This window comes from Nonomuraea sp. NPDC001831 (assembly GCF_042892035.1).
Lineage (GTDB): Bacteria > Actinomycetota > Actinomycetes > Streptosporangiales > Streptosporangiaceae > Nonomuraea.
Genome location: NZ_JBIATU010000011.1, coordinates 235,913 through 250,915, shown reverse-complemented (window position 1 = coordinate 250,915; position 15,003 = coordinate 235,913). Strand labels below are relative to the sequence as shown.

Here is a 15,003-nt window from a genome sequence, read left to right as displayed (position 1 = left end):
GGCGGCGTCACCGTCGCGCGCAGACTAGGCTTGTCAGGCACGCAAACCGACCGACGAGAGAGACCATGAAGACCTTCGAAGAGCTGTTCGCCGAGCTGTCAGACAAGGCGCGTACCAGGCCCGCGGGCTCGGGCACCGTGGCCGCGCTCGACGCCGGCGTGCATGCCATCGGCAAGAAGGTCGTCGAGGAGGCCGCCGAGAGCTGGATGGCCGCCGAGCACGAGTCGAACGACAGGGCGGCGGAGGAGATCTCCCAGCTCCTCTACCACGTGCAGGTGCTCATGATCGCCAAGGGCATCGGGCTCGACGAGGTGTACAAGCATCTCTAGGGCGCCTCGCGCCCGCCCCGGCGTCCCCGTCGACCATGAGTGAGGAAGAAGACCCGAACATGCTGCGTCTGGCCGTACCGAACAAGGGCGCGCTCAGCGAAGCCGCCCAGAACATGCTCAAGGAGGCCGGCTACCGGTCCCGCAGGGACAGCAAGGAGCTCGTCGTCGTCGACGAGGACAACGGCTGCGAGCTGTTCTTCCTGCGTCCCCGTGACATCGCCGTCTACGTCGGGGAGGGCACCCTCGACCTCGGCATCACCGGCCGCGACATGCTGATCGACTCCGGCGCGCCGGTCGAGGAGATCATGCCGCTCGGCTTCGGCGGCTCCACCTTCCGGCTGGCCGCCAAGGCGGGCACGATGTCGTCGGTGAAAGACCTCGACGGACAGCGCATCGCCACCTCCTACGCGGGGCTGCTCGACAAGTACCTGTCCGACCAGGGCGTCGACGCCCGCGTGATCAAACTCGACGGCGCCGTCGAGACCGCGATCCGGCTCGGCGTGGCCGACGCGGTCGCCGACGTCGTCGAGACCGGAACCACGCTGCGCAACGTCGGCCTGGAGGTGTTCGGCGAGCCGATCATGCGCTCGGAGGGCGTGCTGATCAAGCGGCAGAGCGCGCCGGAGACGCCGGGCATGGGCCAGCTCGTCCGCCGGCTGCAGGGCGTCGTGCACGCCCGCGACTTCGTCATGATGGACTACGACATCCGTGCCGAGCGCATCGAGGAGGCCATCGCCCTCACGCCCGGCATGGAGGGGCCCACGGTCTCGCCGCTCCACCGCGAGGGCTGGGTCGCCGTCCGGGCCATGGTCCGGCGCAAGGGCCACCAGCAGGTGATGGACCAGCTCTGGGACATCGGCGCGCGGGCCATCCTGGTCACCGACATCTACGCCTGCCGCCTCTGACAAATGTCACCGTCAACCCCGGAAGGATCACACTAACGGGGGAAAAGCCGCGCCCGTAGCGTTTGCTGACATGAACGCCATCGTGTTCGACCAGGTCAGCAAGCGCTACGGGGACGTGCTTGCCGTCGACGACCTCTCGCTCGCCATCGAGCCAGGCAAGACCGTGGCCCTGCTCGGCCCCAACGGCGCGGGCAAGTCCACCTCGATCAACATGCTGCTCGGCCTGCTGCGTCCCACCAGCGGCACGATCACCATCCACGGCCGCACGCCCGACCACGCGGTGCGCTCCGGCGAGCTGGGCGCGATGCTCCAGAACGGCGCCCTCATCCCCGAGCTGTCGGTCAAGGAGCTCATCGAGGTCGTCCGCAGGCTCTATCCCGACCCGCTGCCGCTGGCCGAGATCCTCAAGCTGGCCGATCTGTCGGACCTGGTCAAGCGGCGCGCGAACAAGCTGTCCGGCGGCCAGACGCAGCGCGTCAGGTTCGCCCTGGCCATCGCGGGCGCGCCGAAGATCCTGCTGCTCGACGAGCCGACCGCGGCCATGGACGTGGAGTCCAGGCTGCGGTTCTGGGCCAGCATGCACGACTACGCCGCCGGCGGCAGGACCGTGCTGTTCGCCACCCACTACCTGGAGGAGGCCGACGAGCACTCCGACCGGGTGATCGTCATCGCCCGCGGCCGGCTGGCCGCCGACGGCACCGCCGCCGAGATCAAGGCGGGCGTGGGCGGGCAGGTCGTGCGCTTCACGCTGGGCGACCAGCCCGCGGCCGGGCTCGACCGGCTGCCCGGCGTCACCGCCGTCGAGGTCGCCGCCGGCACCGCCACGCTGCACACCTCCGACCCCGACGCGACCGTGGCCGCCCTGTTCCGTGGCACCGAGCTCGACGTGCGCGGCCTCCAGCTCACCGGCGCCGACCTCGAAGACGCCTTCCTCGCGCTCACCAGGGAGTCCTGATGCTGTTCTACGCCAAGACCGAGGCGATGCGCATGCTGCGCAACCGGCGCTACATCATCTTCGTGGTCATCTTCCCGGTCGTGCTGTACCTGATCAACGCCAACATCTACGGCAAGCAGACCGACGGCGCCGGGGTGAGCTACAGCGTCGTGCTGATGGTCTCCATGGCCGCCTACGGGGCGCTGGCCTCGTCGATGATGAGCTCGGCGGTGCCGTGGGCGACCGAGCGGCAGTCCGGCTGGCTGCGCCAGCTCCAGATCACCCCGCTGCCGAACTGGATGATCATCGCCACCAAGCTCGGCACCGCCATGCTGCTCGTGCTGCCCTCGCTGCTGCTGGTGGCCGTCGTCGGGATCGTCCAGCAGGGCGTGTCGATGCCGGTCGGGCGGTGGGTGCCGCTGCTGCTGGCCATGTGGCTGGGGACGATCCCGTTCATCGCGCTGGGCCTGGCGATCGGGTCGCTGCTGACGGCCGACGCCGCGCAGCCGGCCGCGATGATCTGCATGTTCGTCCTGGCCATCGCGGGCGGCCTGTGGTTCCCGCCCGAGGTGTTCGGCGACACCATGCGGACCGTGGCCGACATCATGCCCTCCTACCACTACGCGAGCCTCGGCTGGAGCATCGTCGCCGGGAAGGGCGTCGCGATGACCGACGTGCTGGTGGTCGGCGGATGGGCGGTCGTCCTGGGCGGGGCTGCCGCCTACCTCTACCGCCGGGCTACTGTTCGGGCATGAGTTTCGCCGACAAGCTGCACTTCGGTGACGGGCGGCCGTCGCCCAGGCGGCGACTGCTCGGGATGTCCGTCGGCATGGTCTACCTCGTCTTCCCGATCGCCGAGATCGTCGCGGGCGGCGTCACCGGCGCCCGGGCGTTCTGGGGGGCCGTGGCGCTGGTCGCCTTCATCGGCTGCTTCGCCGGCACGGTGATCAGCGCCAAGAGCTTCCACGAGCGTTCACGGGCCACCTTCCCCCTGCTCGGGGTGACCGCGGTGATCGCGGTGGTCAGCGCGTTCGCCTTCGGCGGCGCCTGGCTCACCCTGCCGGTCTACACGGTCGTGCTCTACGGGTTCACCCTCCCGCCCGCCTGGGCGCTGGCGGGGGTGGGCGTGAACCTGGCGGTGGTGGTGGCGGCCGGGGTGCTGACCGGCGACGAGTTCGCCGGCGTCGTCGTGCTGGGGCTGCAGGTCGTCACGCTGGGCGTGCTGTTCATCAGCATCCGCAACAGCCGGATGCTGACGCTGCAGCTGCAGCAGGCGCAGGGCGAGGTGGCCAGGCTGGCGGCCACGGAGGAGCGCCTGCGCATCGCCCGCGACCTGCACGACCTGCTCGGCCACAGCCTGTCGCTGATCGTGCTCAAGAGCGAGCTGGCCGGGCGGCTGGCCGAGGAGTCGCCGCAGGTGCGGCAGGAGATCGCCGACATCGAGTCCGTGGCCAGGCAGGCGCTGGTGGAGGTGCGCGAGGCGGTCACCGGCTACCGGCAGCGCAGCCTGTCGGAGGAGATCGACGGCGCCCGGTCGGTGCTGCGGGCGGCGGGCGTGCGGGCCGAGGTGCGGGTGTCGGGCACGCCGCTGCCCGACCTGCTCGACGGGCTGTTCGGCTGGGCGGTGCGCGAGGGCGTCACCAACGTCGTACGGCACGCGCGGGCCGCCCGTTGCGAGATCCAGGTGACGTACGACGGCGAACACGCCACCCTTGAGATCATGGACGACGGACGCGGCGGCGAGCCGCAGGGCACCGGCAGCGGGCTCAGCGGCCTGCGCGAACGGGTGACGGGCGCGGGCGGCACCATGGAGGCCGGCGGCGCGCCCAAGGGCGGGTTCCGGCTGCGGGTGCTCGTGCCGGTCAGGGTGGGGACGGCCGCGTGATCCGGGTGATGCTGGCCGAGGACCAGGGCATGATCCGCGGCGCGCTGGCCTCGCTGCTCGGCCTGGAGCCCGACATCGAGGTGGTCGGCGAGGCCGCCGACGGGGACGAGGCCGTCGCCGTCGCGGTCGCCGCGACCCCCGACATCGCGCTGCTGGACATCGAGATGCCCGGCAAGGACGGCCTCACCGCCGCCGCCGAGATCGCCGCCCGGGTGCCGGGCTGCCGGGTGATGATCCTGACCACGTTCGGGCGGCCCGGCTACCTGCGCACCGCGATGGAGGCGGGGGCGGTGGCGTTCCTGGTCAAGGACAGCCCGGCCAAGGACCTCGCGGCGGCCATCCGCCGGGTGCAGGCGGGGGAGCGGGTCATCGACCCGGGGCTGGCCGCGGCGGCGCTGAGCGCGGGGCCGAACCCGCTGTCGGCGCGCGAGCGCGACGTGCTGGCCGCCGCCGCCGACGGCTCCACGATCGGGGACATCGCCCGCCGCCTGCACCTGTCGGAGGGCACGGTGCGCAACTACCTGTCCGCGGCCATCCAGAAGACGCACGCGCGCAACCGCATCGAGGCCGTGCGGCGGGCCAAGGCCCAGGGCTGGGTCTAGCCGGGCCGGGTCTGGCGGGCTGGGTCTGGCGGGCTGGGTCTGGCGGGCTGGGTCTGGCCGGGCCGGGTCTGGCCGGGCTGCGTCTGGCCGGGCGCGGCTGGACCTCAGGTCCGCATGGCGGCGATCTGGCGGATCAGGTCCGACACCCGGACGATGCCCAGGCAGCGGTTGAGCTCGTCCGTGACCACCAGGTCGTCGTAGATGCGGGCGGCGTCCCGGCCGGCGGCCTGCATGGCGGCGATGGCGGGGGTCGTCCTCGGGACCGTGCGCGGCGGGTCGGCCAGGCGCTGGGCGGGCTTGGCGCCGTGCAGGGCGTGCCCGTACCGGGCGGCGAAGGACAGCAGGAAGCGGCTGCGGTCGAGGCTGCCCTTGGGGCGCTGGTACTCGTCCACCAGGATCACGCTGGTGATCGTGGGCTCGTGCCCGAACGCCGCCACGACCTCCTCCGCCTTGGCCCCGGCCGGCAGCGTCACCGCCGGGAGCAGCAGTTCCTGCACCCGCGGGCCGAGCATCAGCGTGTCCGGCGACTCGTCGGCCACCGGGAGCGGCACCCGGATCTTGCCGTCGGGGCCGGGCGCCAGCAGCGGGCCGTGGGCCAGGCGCACGCCCAGGCCGCGGGCCACCGCCACCTGCCCCTCGCGCTCGACGCCCGGGGCCATCACGTGCGCGCCGATCCCGCGGGCCAGCGTCACCACCGCGCGGGCCACGGCCGCCGCCCGGTGGTCGCCGGGCAACCTGGTCACCAGCTCCTCGTCCAGCGCCAGCAGGTACGGCGCGGAGTCGGTGACGACGTCCAGCGCCGGGCCGCCCGCGCCCACGTCGGCGAAGCCCAGCAGGTAGCCGATCGTGCGCAGCCCGTCGAGGCCGACCTTCAGCAGGCGGCGGTCCTGCTCCTGGCACGTTCCGGTGAGCATCAGGATCGCCTCACGAGGATGCCTGCCCGCCCGCCGCAGGGCCTCGTGCAGTGGCGCCAGCGCCCCGGCGCCCGAGAGCACCACGTGCAGGGGCAGCGGCAGCACCATGGGCAGCGGCGCCGCCCGGAGGACGCCCGCCGGGTCGACGACGGCGGGCTGAGCGATGACGGCCCCGTTGTCGAGATCCACTACAGGGCTGGTGAGCAGGGAGGACACGTTCAGATGATCCGACCGGCACGGTTTCGGCAGAACCCCTCCGAAACGAAGTTCACCGACATTTCCGCTATAGTTCCCCCCTTCTCGTGAAGGGAATGTCGTTCGGTTACCCTTCCCGCATGAGCGCGCGTCCGGCCAGAGGCGGCGGCCGCTGGGTCACGGTGCCGCCCGAGCGCGTGCACCCCTGGATCGACAGGTTCGCCGGCCGCCACGGGCCCTTCGAGGCCGCCGGCGACGACCGCGTGGTCCGCCTGACCGCCGCCGACGGCGCGCTGGCCGAGCTGCACGTGCCGTTCCCGCCCATGACCCCGGGCCCGCCGCACGTGACCGGGCTGGTCGCGCACGCGCAGGCCGCGCGGCGGGTGGGCGTGCTGCTGGTCCGGCTCGGCGGTTACGCGGCCGGGGTGTTCCACGGCGCCGAGCTGCTGGACTCCAAGGTCGGCTCCCGGCTGGTGCAGGGCCGTACGGCGGCCGGCGGGTGGTCGCAGCAGCGCTTCGCCAGGAGGCGGCAGAAGCAGGCGGCCCAGGCGTTCGACAGCGCGGCGGAGACGGCGGTGCGGGTGCTCGTGCCGCGGCTCGGCGAGCTGGAGGCGGTGGTGCTCGGCGGCGACCGGCGGGCGGTCGACGCGCTGCGCGGCGACCGGCGGCTCGCGCCGGTGTTCGCGCTGGAGAGCGAGCCGTTCCTGGTGGTGCCCGACCCGAGGCTCGCGGTCCTGCGCGACGCGCCCGCCCGGTTCCGGGCCGTCCGGATCCGGGTGGTGGACCCGTCCTGAGCCCTGAGGGTTAGATCGGGCGGTCAGGACGCCGGGAGGAAGGCGTCGGCGTGGTCGGCGGCGAAGGCGGCCAGGGTGCGGGGCGGGCGGCCGGTGACCTCCTCGACGGTGGTGGTGATCTCCGCCCAGCCGGTCCGGCCCAGCGTCGCCTGCGTGGTGGCCAGCTCGGTGGCGAACGGCTCCGGGATCCCCTGCCCGGCCAGCCGCGCGGCCATCTCGGGCACCGGCAGGTCCACGTAGGAGATCGGCCGCCCGAGCACGCGGGTCAGCGTCGCCGCGATCTCCTCGTGGGTGGGCGACTCGGGCCCGGTCAGCAGGTACGAGCCCGATGCGCCCACGGGCCGGGTCAGCAGGGCGGCGGCCACCGCGGCGATGTCCCTGGCGTCGATGTAGTTCATCGCGCCGGCGCCCCAGGAGCCGTGGAAGCGGTCGCCGTGCACCTCGCCGAGCAGGTTCTGCATGAACCCGGTCGGCTGCAGGACGGCGTGCGGCACGCCGGAGGCCCGCAGGTGCTCGTCTACCTCGCCGTGGGGTCCGGCGCTGAGCGCGGCGCCGGGGGCGGCGTCGCGTACGGAGACCTCGACGATCTGCGCCACGCCCGCCTCGGCGGCCAGGTCGATGACCTCGTTGAGCCGCTCGGCGAACCCGGGGAACGGCGAGCTGTTGAGGAACAGCCGGTCGCCGGGGGACAGCAGCCGGCCGATCGTCCCCGGCCGGGTGAAGTCGCCGACGGCGTGCCGTACGCCCAGGTCGGCAGCGGTACGCGAGACCGCGAGCACGTCCTGGCCGGCGAGCTGGGCGACCAGGGCCCGGCCGATGGAACCGGTCGCGCCGGTGATCACGATCATGGTGTCCTCCTAAGTGGAATCTCTTCGTCCGCTTGCCTGGACGGTACACTAAGCGGAAACAGTTCGTCCACTTAGGGGGTCGGGACGTGCGCGCGGACGCCAGAAGGAACCTGGTCAAGATCCTCGACGCGGCCGCCCGGGTGATGGCCGAGCGCGGCGTCAACGCGCCCATGGAGCTCATCGCGCGGCAGGCCGGCGTCGGCGTCGGCACCCTCTACCGCCGCTTCCCCGACCGTGACGCCCTCATCGCCGCGCTGGGCGAGCATTACGTCCAGTCGCTGGCCGAGGCCCTGGAGCGCGCCGTCGACCGCGAGAAGGACGCCTGGGGCGCGCTGCGCGGCTTCGTGCTGTGGGCCGCCGCCCCCGGCCGCGTCGCGCTGGCCGCCGCGCTGGCCCACCTGCCGCAGGAGGCCATCGCGGGCACGGCGGAGTTCGCCGAGAGCAAGGAGCGCTGGCTGGGGCTGCTCCAGGAGCTCGTCGGCCAGGCCCAGGCCGAGGGCGGCATGCGTCCCGACGTGACCTGGGAGGACGTCGTCAGCCTGCTCAACGTCTTCACCTGCCACCCCGACGGGCTGCCCGCCCCCGTGGCCGCGCGTCCGGAGAAGTACCTGCACCTCATGCTCGACGGGATGGCCGCCGGCGCCGCCACTTCGCTGCCCGCCTGACGGCACCCGTCCCACGCGTACCGGAGGGCACCTGGAGCCCCTATAAGCAGAGGTAGCGCCTGGCACGGGGGCCCTACACTGATCTGTATGCATACTCCCGATTGACCGGCGGTCGCACGCCCAATCCTCGTTTCCTAGCTCGGGAGTGTCCGCCAATATGATCATCGCCAGTGACATCGAGCTGCGCGCGGGCGCGCGCCTGCTCATCGAGAACGCCTCCTTCCGGGTCAACCCCGGCGACAAGATAGGTCTGGTCGGCCGCAACGGCGCGGGCAAGACCACCCTGACCAAGGTGCTCGCGGGGGAGGCGCTGCCCGCCGCGGGCTCGGTCACCTCCTCCGGCAGCATCGGCTACCTGCCCCAGGACCCCCGTACGGGCGACCTTCAGGTGCTGGCCCGCGACCGCATCCTGTCCGCGCGCGGCCTTGACGAGGTCCTGCGCAAGCTGCGCGAGGCCGAGGTCGGCATGTCCTCCGCCGACGAGCGCACCCGCGAGAAGGCCGTCAAGCAGTACGGCAGGCTCGAAGACCAGATGCACGTGCTCGGCGGCTACGCGGCCGAGTCCGAGGCCGCCTCCATCGCCTCCAGCCTCGGCCTGCCCGACCGGGTACTCGGGCAGACGTTGCAAACGCTTTCCGGCGGTCAGCGGCGCCGCGTGGAATTGGCGCGAATTCTTTTCAGCGGAGCGGAAACTCTCCTTCTCGACGAGCCGACAAACCACCTAGATGCTGACTCAATCGGGTGGCTTCGTGATTTTTTGCGATCTCATCAAGGTGGCTTGGTGATCATCAGTCACGACGTCGGCCTTCTTGAAGCCACGGTCAACAAGGTCCTCCACCTCGACGCCAACCGCTCGGTGATCGACCACTACAACGTCGGCTGGACGGCCTACCTGGCCCAGCGCGAGACCGACGAGAAGCGCAGGAAGCGCGAGCGCGCCAACGCCGAGAAGCAGGCGGGCGCGCTGCTGGCCCAGGCCGACAAGATGCGCGCCAAGGCCACCAAGGCCAAGGCGGCCCAGGACATGATGCGCCGCGCCCACCGGCTGCTGGCCGGCACCGAGGAGGAGCGCCAGAGCGACAAGGTCGCCCGTCTGCGCTTCCCCGAGCCCCTGCCGTGCGGCCGCACGCCGCTCATGGCCGAGGGCCTGTCGAAGTCCTACGGCTCCCTGGAGGTGTTCACCGACGTCAACGTGGCCATCGACCGAGGTCACAGGGTCGTCATCCTCGGCCTCAACGGCGCCGGCAAGACCACGCTGCTGCGCATACTCGGCGGCATCGAGTCCCCCGACACCGGCGAGCTGCGGCCCGGCCACGGCCTGAAGGTCGGCTACTACGCCCAGGAGCACGAGACCCTCGACCCCTCCCGCACGCTGCTGGAGAACATGCGCTCGGCGGGCGGCGAGTTCACCGACACCGAGCTGCGCAAGGTCCTCGGCTCGTTCCTGTTCTCCGGCGACGACGTCGACAAGCCCGCCGGTGTCCTGTCCGGCGGCGAGAAGACCCGGCTCGCGCTGGCGATCCTGGTGTTGTCGAGCGCCAACGTCCTGCTGCTCGACGAGCCCACGAACAACCTCGATCCGGTCAGCCGCGAGCAGGTTCTCAACGCTCTGAGGTCGTATTCAGGAGCAATCGTCCTCGTCACCCATGACGAGGGTGCCGTTGACGCCTTGTCACCGGATAGGGTGATCTTGCTGCCTGACGGAACTGAAGACGCGTGGAGCGACGAATTTTCCGATCTTGTGGCACTTGCCTGATCTTAATTTGAGTGGGTACGGATCTTTTCCCGTGGAGTAGGTAGCCGATCCCGCTGAAATGACTGATCATGGCGGAGTAACGCTGCGGAAGTCCGGCACTACAGGAGGTACTCGTGGCCGAGACACTGAAGAAGGGCACCCGGGTCACCGGGGCCGACCGGGAAAAACTGGCCGGCGATCTCAAGAAGCGCTACGCGCAGGGCGAGAGCATCCGCGCCCTGGCCGCTTCGACCGGTCGGTCCTACGGGTTCATCCACCGCATCCTTAGCGAGTCCGGTGTGACTCTGCGCGGGCGCGGCGGGGCGACTCGAGGCAAGTCCAAGCGCTGACGGCTGCCTCGGTACGTGCGACCGCAGCCGCCCGTCCCTAGTCAGTCGCTGTCGCGCCCGAGCCAGAATCATATTCTGTAAGCTCGGGCGCGACGGTCAGCCTTGGTGGCGCACCCCGTGCGCGACCGGACAAAGGGAGCAGGCGATGGCGGAAGCACAGGCACCACAGCGCGGGGGGCACGCGGAGGACGTCTCTGCCGAAAGGCTGGCGGAGATCGGGCTTCGCTATGAGGTGGACGGTGAGATAGCGACGATCACGCTGGACCGGCCGGAAAAGCGCAACGCCCAGACGTTCGCGACATGGTCGGCGTTGGCTCGCATCGGGGAGAGCCTTCCCGAACAGGTGCGCGTCGTCGTCGTGAAAGGTGAGGGACCGTCCTTCTCGGCAGGAATCGACCTGCGGATGTTCACACCGGAGGGAGTGCCCGGACAGGGCTCGTTCAGCTCGGCCGCCGCAACCGACGGCGAGACCTTCGAGCAGCGTATACGTCAGGCACAGGACGGTTTCCTGTGGCTGCGCCGCCCGGAGATCGTCTCCATCGCCGCCGTGCAGGGGCACGCGATCGGCGCGGGGTTCCAGCTCGCGCTCGCCTGTGACCTGCGCATCGTGGCCGACGACGTCACCTTCTGCATGAAAGAGCCCGCACTGGGCCTGGTCCCGGATCTGACGGGGACCAAACCCCTGGTCGAGCTGGTCGGACTGGCCAAGGCGATCGACATCTGCCTGACCGCCAGGAACGTGTACGCCGAGGAGGCCATGCGCATCGGCCTCGCGGAGCAGGTGGTCGCCGGGGGCGACCTGGACAAGACCGTACAGAACAAGATCGCGGAGCTGCTGTCGACGAACCGGGACGCGGCAGTGGCGACGAAGCGCCTCCTCCAGGGGGCGCGGGCGCGCACCCTGGAGGAGCAGAGTGCGGCCGAGGGCAGGGAGCAGGCCGAGCGCATCAAAGCCCTGTTCGGCCCGCGTTAGGACGGCCGGCCGGAGGCGGGGCTCCGGTTCGCCGTGAGCGGATCGCGGAATCGCCGGCGGACCTCTCGACGCTGAATCCGGGGGAGGAGGAGGGATCCCCCGTATGGCGATGATGGGAGGGGGCTTCGGCCCTCAGGTCTGGATGTCGCTGCGCCGTGACGGCTCGGTGACCAAGCAGCGCATCGCGCCGGGCACGGTCCGGCGCATCGGCCGGCACGCGCGCCCGCACACCAGGAAGATCGCGGCGTTCCTGCTGCTCGTGGTGGCCGGGGCGGTGATCGTGGTGGCCAACCCGCTGTTGATGAAGGCGATCATCGACGACGGCATCCTGACCGGCCGCACCGACGTCGTGATCGGCCTGGCCGTGGCCATCGGCGCGCTGGCCGTCCTCGACGCCGCGCTGACGCTGGCGCAGCGCTGGTTCTCCGCGCGCATCGGCGAAGGGCTCATCTACGACCTGCGCACCGAGGTCTTCGACCACGTGCAGCGCATGCCGGTGGCCTTCTTCATGCGGGCGCAGACCGGCGCGCTGGTCAGCAGGCTCAACAGCGACGTGATCGGCGCCCAGCGGGCGCTGACCAGCACGCTGTCGTCCGTGGTGTCCAACGTGGTCAGCCTGGTCCTGGTGCTGGGCGCGATGCTGGCGCTGTCGTGGCAGGTCACGCTGGTCGCGCTGGTGCTGCTGCCGATCTTCATCGTGCCCGCCAAATACGTCGGCCGGCGCATGTCCGCGCTGACCCGCGAGCAGATGCAGCTCGACGCCGAGATGAGCTCGGTCACCACCGAGCGCTTCAACGTGGCCGGCGCGATGGTCGCCAAGCTCTACGGCCGGCCCGAGGACGACGCGGCCACCTTCGCCGCCCGCGCGGCCCGCGTCCGCGACGTCGGCGTGACCGTCGGCATGTACGGCACGGTCTTCCGGGTCGCGCTCGGCCTGGTCGCCGCCCTGGCCACCGCGCTGGTCTACGGCATCGGCGGCGTGCTCGCCGTCGGCGGCGCCTTCGAGCTGGGCACGCTGGTGGCCCTGACCGCCCTGCTGATGCGCCTGTACGGCCCGCTGACGTCCCTGTCCAACGTGCACGTCGACGTGATGACGGCGCTGGTCAGCTTCGACCGCGTCTTCGAGATCCTCGACCTCAAGCCGATGGTCGCGCAGCGGCCCGGCGCGCGTCCGGTGCCCGAGGGGACGGTCACCATCGAGTTCGACGACGTGCGTTTCCGCTACCCGGCGGCCGAGGAGGTCTCGCTCGCCTCCCTGGAGTCGGTGGCCCGCCAGGACTCCGGGGGCCCGTCGCAGGAGGTGCTGAAGGGCGTCTCCTTCACCGCCCGGCCGGGCGAGATGATCGCGTTGGTCGGTCACTCCGGCGCGGGCAAGACCACCATCACCTCCCTGGTCTCCCGGCTCTACGACGTCAACGAGGGGGCCGTCCGGATCAACGGGCTCGACGTGCGCGAGGCCACGCTCGACTCGCTGCGCGACACCGTCGGCGTCGTCATGCAGGACGCCCACCTGTTCCACGACACGATCGGGGCCAACCTCCGCTACGCCAGGCCCGGCGCGAGCGACGAGGAGATCCGCGACGCCCTGCGCGCCGCGCAGATCGGCGACCTCGTCGAGGGGCTGCCCGACGGGCTCGACACCGTCGTCGGCGACCGCGGCTACCGGCTGTCCGGCGGCGAGAAGCAGCGGCTCGCGCTGGCCAGGCTGCTGCTGAAGGCGCCGCGCGTGGTCGTGCTCGACGAGGCGACCGCGCACCTCGACTCCGAGTCCGAGGCGGCCGTGCAGCTCGCGCTCAAGACGGCCCTGCACGGACGTACGTCGCTGGTCATCGCCCACCGGCTGTCCACGATCAGGGAGGCCGACGAGATCCTCGTGGTGCACGACGGGCGCGTGGCCGAGCGCGGCCGGCACGAGGAGCTGCTGGCGCGCGGCGGCCACTACGCCGAGCTGTACCGCACCCAGTTCAGCTCGGGAGGTAGCCCAGCCGGGTGAGCTCCTGCCGGGCGACCTTCTCCACCAGCTCCAGGTCGGCTGGCCGCAGCCGGGCCCGCCAGGCGCCGACCTCGGGGACGCGCGAGCCGTACAGCGCGACCTTGGACACCCGCGTCTCCAGGAACTCGGTGAGCGCGGCGAGCGTGTCGGCGGGCTTGAGCACCAGGTCCTCGTAGCGGACGGTGAGGAGCTGCCGCTCGGGCAGCTCCCGGCGCAGCTCGGCGCTCAGCCGCACGGCGCTGCGCCAGCGCAGCGCCGCCTTGCCCGCCGCGGGCATGCCCTTCCAGCGGTCGAGGTGCTCGTCCTTGTTGACGCCGAGGAAGGCGTTGGGGAACTCGGTGCTGTCGGAGAGCATCGCGGGCTTGAACCAGGCCAGGCACGCCGGGTCGCCGAGCATGCCGGCGACGGCGTCCCTGCCGTCCCTGATGAGCTGGACGAACCGGGCGTCGGGGAACGCCTGGAGCAGCACCGGCGCGCTGTAGAGCAGGTCGGGGCTGCCGTCGCCGAACCGCGTCACCTCTCCGGGCTCCACACACGGCCCGCTGCCGGTCACCCCGCCCGCCTCCCGGCACGGCTCGGCGCACTGCCCGCACGAGCGCGGGGAGACCTGCCAGGACTCGGCCAGCGCGTCGCGCAGCACGCGCACCGCGCCCGACGTGCGGCCGATGGACGGTTTGCGGGCGAAGGCGTACACGACGTGCGCCACGCTCGCGCGGCCGGTCGTGACGTGGAAGCCCGGGGAGCGTTTGAGGGCGCGGGCCAGCAGGTCCGCGCCGGAGTGCGGGGCGCCGAGCAGGAAGACGGGCCTGCGGACCTTGATGCCGTTGACCACGAGGATGTGGGGCGGAAGTCGCATACTGGACCACAAGTGTGACACCGTTTGGCAGGTGAACGAGCCAATCAGCGTTTCGGTGCTTACCCGGGCCCCGGCGCTCCCAGGCCTGCAGGAGTTGACCGATGCAGCAAGGTGACACCGTCGCGATCGTCATGCCGTCGGGGCCGCCCTCACCCGTCCTGTTCCAGCGCGGCGTCGAGCGGCTGGAGGCCCTCGGGCTGAAGGTGGTGGCCGGGGCGCACGCGCTCGACCGCCAGGACCTCGACTACCTGGCCGGCCAGGACGCCGCCCGCGCCGCCGACCTCCAGGCCGCCTGGTGCGACCCGGCCGTGTCGGTGGTGTTCTGCGGCAGGGGCGGCTACGGCGCGGCCCGGCTGCTCGGCCTGCTCGACTGGGACGCCATGCGCGCGGCCGGGCCCAAGGTGCTGGTCGGGTCGAGCGACATCACGGCCCTGCACAACGCCTTCGCGATCGAGCTGGGCGTGCCGACGCTGCACGGGCCGATGACCGCCTGCGACACGATCGCCGCCGAGCAGGGCCCCGAGCCGCGTTCGTGGGAGAGCCTGTGGGCGGCGCTGGCCGGGGAGAGCGCGACCGTGCGGGGCGACCGGGTGCTGGCGCCAGGACGGGCCGAGGGCGTGCTCACCGGGGGCAACCTGTCGCTGCTGGCCTCGATGTGCGGCACCCGGTACCAGCCTTCCTTCGACGGCAAGCTGGCGCTGCTGGAGGACATCGGGGAGGAGCCGTACCGGATCGACCGGATGCTGACGCAGCTGCTGCAGGCCGGGGCGTTCGACGGCGTGCGGGGCATCGCGCTCGGGTCGTGGGTGGACTGCGGCGACCCGTACCCGGTGCTGGCCGACCGGCTGGCGCCGCTCGGGGTGCCCGTGGTGGCCGGGCTTCCGGTGGGGCACGGGTCACCACAGATGAGCGTGTGGCTGGGGGAGCTTGGGGTTATCGATACCGAATCGTGCTCCCTGGCTGGTCCGTTCCGCGACGGCGAGCAGGCAAGGTAGGAAGACACCGAAAGGGACGAATCCGACAGA

Annotated in this window: 16 protein-coding genes; 13 read left to right on the top strand and 3 right to left on the bottom strand. The window is 71.7% G+C overall.

Features of this window, described 5'->3' with window-relative positions:
- The first annotated feature begins 65 nt into the window (after nt 1-65).
- The 6 genes from ACFYYW_RS31995 to ACFYYW_RS31970 all read left to right on the top strand — a co-directional run bounded on the left by ACFYYW_RS31995 (nt 66) and on the right by ACFYYW_RS31970 (nt 4,655).
- Nucleotides 66-329 (top strand): phosphoribosyl-ATP diphosphatase, encoded by a 264-nt coding sequence (locus ACFYYW_RS31995; RefSeq protein WP_189652386.1) that lies wholly within the window; start codon nt 66-68, stop codon nt 327-329.
- 59 nt (nt 330-388) lie between these two features.
- A complete protein-coding gene (hisG, locus tag ACFYYW_RS31990) occupies nt 389-1,234 on the top strand; it encodes an ATP phosphoribosyltransferase (protein ID WP_352325534.1) in 846 nt (281 codons plus the stop codon).
- A gap of 70 nt (nt 1,235-1,304) precedes the next feature.
- The gene (locus ACFYYW_RS31985; RefSeq protein ID WP_352325526.1) at nt 1,305-2,189 is read left to right on the top strand and encodes an ABC transporter ATP-binding protein; all 885 of its coding nucleotides are present in this window, start codon (nt 1,305-1,307) and stop codon (nt 2,187-2,189) included.
- Nucleotides 2,189-2,923, top strand: a complete 735-nt coding sequence (locus ACFYYW_RS31980) for an ABC transporter permease (protein WP_352325525.1) — start codon at nt 2,189-2,191, stop codon at nt 2,921-2,923. The genes ACFYYW_RS31985 and ACFYYW_RS31980 overlap by 1 nt, the downstream gene beginning before the upstream one ends.
- Complete coding sequence (locus ACFYYW_RS31975; RefSeq protein ID WP_387654174.1) at nt 2,920-4,053, top strand: sensor histidine kinase; 1,134 nt, start codon at nt 2,920-2,922, stop codon at nt 4,051-4,053. Before ACFYYW_RS31980 ends, ACFYYW_RS31975 begins: the two co-directional genes overlap by 4 nt.
- The gene (locus tag ACFYYW_RS31970; RefSeq protein WP_352325523.1) at nt 4,050-4,655 is read left to right on the top strand and encodes a response regulator transcription factor; all 606 of its coding nucleotides are present in this window, start codon (nt 4,050-4,052) and stop codon (nt 4,653-4,655) included. The genes ACFYYW_RS31975 and ACFYYW_RS31970 overlap by 4 nt, the downstream gene beginning before the upstream one ends.
- Before the next feature lie 104 nt (nt 4,656-4,759).
- On the opposite strand, the gene ACFYYW_RS31965 is transcribed toward ACFYYW_RS31970, so the two are convergent.
- On the bottom strand, nt 4,760-5,785 hold the full coding sequence (locus ACFYYW_RS31965; RefSeq protein WP_352325522.1) for an EAL domain-containing protein: 1,026 nt from the start codon (nt 5,783-5,785) through the stop codon (nt 4,760-4,762).
- Nucleotides 5,786-5,904: 119 nt separating this feature from the next.
- On the opposite strand from ACFYYW_RS31965, the gene ACFYYW_RS31960 reads away from it, so the two are divergent.
- Complete coding sequence (locus ACFYYW_RS31960) at nt 5,905-6,558, top strand: acVLRF1 family peptidyl-tRNA hydrolase (protein WP_387654171.1); 654 nt, start codon at nt 5,905-5,907, stop codon at nt 6,556-6,558.
- Nucleotides 6,559-6,581: 23 nt separating this feature from the next.
- On the opposite strand, the gene ACFYYW_RS31955 is transcribed toward ACFYYW_RS31960, so the two are convergent.
- On the bottom strand, nt 6,582-7,406 hold the full coding sequence (locus ACFYYW_RS31955) for an NAD(P)H-binding protein (protein ID WP_387654168.1): 825 nt from the start codon (nt 7,404-7,406) through the stop codon (nt 6,582-6,584).
- 86 nt (nt 7,407-7,492) lie between these two features.
- On the opposite strand from ACFYYW_RS31955, the gene ACFYYW_RS31950 reads away from it, so the two are divergent.
- The 5 genes from ACFYYW_RS31950 (at nt 7,493) to ACFYYW_RS31930 (ending at nt 13,122) form a co-directional block, all read left to right on the top strand.
- On the top strand, nt 7,493-8,071 hold the full coding sequence (locus ACFYYW_RS31950) for a TetR/AcrR family transcriptional regulator (RefSeq protein ID WP_387654165.1): 579 nt from the start codon (nt 7,493-7,495) through the stop codon (nt 8,069-8,071).
- 157 nt (nt 8,072-8,228) lie between these two features.
- Complete coding sequence (locus ACFYYW_RS31945; protein WP_352325517.1) at nt 8,229-9,827, top strand: ABC-F family ATP-binding cassette domain-containing protein; 1,599 nt, start codon at nt 8,229-8,231, stop codon at nt 9,825-9,827.
- 113 nt (nt 9,828-9,940) lie between these two features.
- Nucleotides 9,941-10,156 (top strand): helix-turn-helix domain-containing protein, encoded by a 216-nt coding sequence (locus ACFYYW_RS31940; RefSeq protein ID WP_125642298.1) that lies wholly within the window; start codon nt 9,941-9,943, stop codon nt 10,154-10,156.
- Nucleotides 10,157-10,301: 145 nt separating this feature from the next.
- Nucleotides 10,302-11,129: an enoyl-CoA hydratase/isomerase family protein gene (locus ACFYYW_RS31935; protein WP_387654161.1), complete on the top strand. Its 828-nt coding sequence runs from the start codon at nt 10,302-10,304 to the stop codon at nt 11,127-11,129.
- A 103-nt stretch (nt 11,130-11,232) separates the two neighbouring features.
- Complete coding sequence (locus tag ACFYYW_RS31930) at nt 11,233-13,122, top strand: ABC transporter ATP-binding protein (protein ID WP_387654158.1); 1,890 nt, start codon at nt 11,233-11,235, stop codon at nt 13,120-13,122.
- On the opposite strand, the gene ACFYYW_RS31925 is transcribed toward ACFYYW_RS31930, so the two are convergent.
- Complete coding sequence (locus tag ACFYYW_RS31925) at nt 13,094-13,978, bottom strand: sulfotransferase family protein (RefSeq protein WP_387654155.1); 885 nt, start codon at nt 13,976-13,978, stop codon at nt 13,094-13,096. The genes ACFYYW_RS31930 and ACFYYW_RS31925 overlap by 29 nt on opposite strands.
- Before the next feature lie 101 nt (nt 13,979-14,079).
- On the opposite strand from ACFYYW_RS31925, the gene ACFYYW_RS31920 reads away from it, so the two are divergent.
- Entirely contained in the window at nt 14,080-14,973 is an 894-nt protein-coding gene (locus tag ACFYYW_RS31920) for an LD-carboxypeptidase (RefSeq protein ID WP_387654152.1), read from the top strand.
- Nucleotides 14,974-15,003 lie beyond the last annotated feature (30 nt).

Excerpts from the sequence above, each read along its gene's own strand:
- hisG (WP_352325534.1), top strand. The coding sequence starts at position 389 with ATGCTGCGTCTGGCCGTACCGAACAAGGGCGCGCTCAGCGAAGCCGCC.
- ACFYYW_RS31975 (WP_387654174.1), top strand. The coding sequence starts at position 2,920 with ATGAGTTTCGCCGACAAGCTGCACTTCGGTGACGGGCGGCCGTCGCCC.
- ACFYYW_RS31925 (WP_387654155.1), bottom strand. The coding sequence starts at position 13,978 with ATGCGACTTCCGCCCCACATCCTCGTGGTCAACGGCATCAAGGTCCGC.
- ACFYYW_RS31955 (WP_387654168.1), bottom strand. The coding sequence starts at position 7,406 with ATGATCGTGATCACCGGCGCGACCGGTTCCATCGGCCGGGCCCTGGTC.
- ACFYYW_RS31945 (WP_352325517.1), top strand. The coding sequence starts at position 8,229 with ATGATCATCGCCAGTGACATCGAGCTGCGCGCGGGCGCGCGCCTGCTC.
- ACFYYW_RS31985 (WP_352325526.1), top strand. The coding sequence starts at position 1,305 with ATGAACGCCATCGTGTTCGACCAGGTCAGCAAGCGCTACGGGGACGTG.
- ACFYYW_RS31920 (WP_387654152.1), top strand. The coding sequence starts at position 14,080 with ATGCAGCAAGGTGACACCGTCGCGATCGTCATGCCGTCGGGGCCGCCC.
- ACFYYW_RS31935 (WP_387654161.1), top strand. The coding sequence starts at position 10,302 with ATGGCGGAAGCACAGGCACCACAGCGCGGGGGGCACGCGGAGGACGTC.
- ACFYYW_RS31995 (WP_189652386.1), top strand. The coding sequence starts at position 66 with ATGAAGACCTTCGAAGAGCTGTTCGCCGAGCTGTCAGACAAGGCGCGT.
- ACFYYW_RS31960 (WP_387654171.1), top strand. The coding sequence starts at position 5,905 with ATGAGCGCGCGTCCGGCCAGAGGCGGCGGCCGCTGGGTCACGGTGCCG.
- ACFYYW_RS31980 (WP_352325525.1), top strand. The coding sequence starts at position 2,189 with ATGCTGTTCTACGCCAAGACCGAGGCGATGCGCATGCTGCGCAACCGG.
- ACFYYW_RS31930 (WP_387654158.1), top strand. The coding sequence starts at position 11,233 with ATGGCGATGATGGGAGGGGGCTTCGGCCCTCAGGTCTGGATGTCGCTG.